General features: G+C 47.9%; 1 protein-coding gene. It reads left to right on the top strand.

What is annotated here, in order from left to right:
* The coding region (locus EKM99_RS15675; RefSeq protein ID WP_455429369.1) for a mucin-binding protein at positions 1–1,167 on the top strand (1,167 nt) is incomplete at both ends.

Raw genomic sequence — 1,167 nt, 5'->3', positions numbered from 1 at the left:
TGCTGGAACAACAGCCTGGACAGCGACAAATGGTGATACGACCTTTGATGCCTTTGTTAGCCCAGTGGTGCCGGGATCTGTAGCTGATAAAGCGCAGACAGCTGCCGTAACTGACCTGAATGCCGATTCAGCAGATGTTAATGAGACCGTGACATACACGAAAGTCGGATCATTGGTACCAAGCTCAAGTGATGGGAACTTCCCTGGAGCACCAACAGTAGTCTATCCAAATGACCCAAGTGATGCGACGAAGGTTACACCAGCCGGTGTACCGACGGTACCAGGTTATACAGCACATGATCCAGAAGGTCATGTTTTGACACCCGGTAGCCGTTATCAGCCAAGTGATCCAACGAAAGATACAACGATCACCTATACAGCAGATAAGCAAAAAGGTAGTGTCAGCTATGTTGATGATACGACCGGAAAAACTTTAAAGACGGATTCAATTTCAGGAACAACGGGCTCGAAATCCAGTTATAGTACCAGTGGCAGCATTGCGGATTATAAGAAACAAGGGTATGAGTTGGTTACTGATGGCTATCCAGCAGATTTGACATTCGACAATGATGACACAACTGATCAGAACTTCACGGTTCACTTGAAGCATCAGCTGACGCCAGTGAATCCAACGAAGCCACAGACACCGGGAGCGCCAATCAATCCAGATGAGCCAAATGGACCAAAGTGGCCAATTAGCACCAACTATGATAAGACGGTCAATGAGACCGTCAGCTATGTTGATCAGAATGGACACGTAGTGGCCAAGCAGCACACTGATTCTGTTAATTTCACACGAACGGTCGTTGTCGATAACGTTACTGGTGAAGTTATTACAAGTGGTGCTGGAACAACAGCCTGGACAGCGACAAATGGTGATACGACCTTTGATGCCTTTGTTAGCCCAGTGGTGCCGGGATCTGTAGCTGATAAAGCGCAGACAGCTGCCGTAACTGACCTGAATGCCGATTCAGCAGATGTTAATGAGACCGTGACATACACGAAAGTCGGATCATTGGTACCAAGCTCAAGTGATGGGAACTTCCCTGGAGCACCAACAGTAGTCTATCCAAATGACCCAAGTGATGCGACGAAGGTTACACCAGCCGGTGTACCGACGGTACCAGGTTATACAGCACATGATCCAGAAGGTCATGTTTTGACACC

It is taken from the genome of Levilactobacillus cerevisiae, assembly GCF_003946245.1.
GTDB classification, from domain to species: Bacteria; Bacillota; Bacilli; order Lactobacillales; family Lactobacillaceae; genus Levilactobacillus; species Levilactobacillus cerevisiae.
This window is presented reverse-complemented; position numbering and strand designations above follow the sequence as displayed.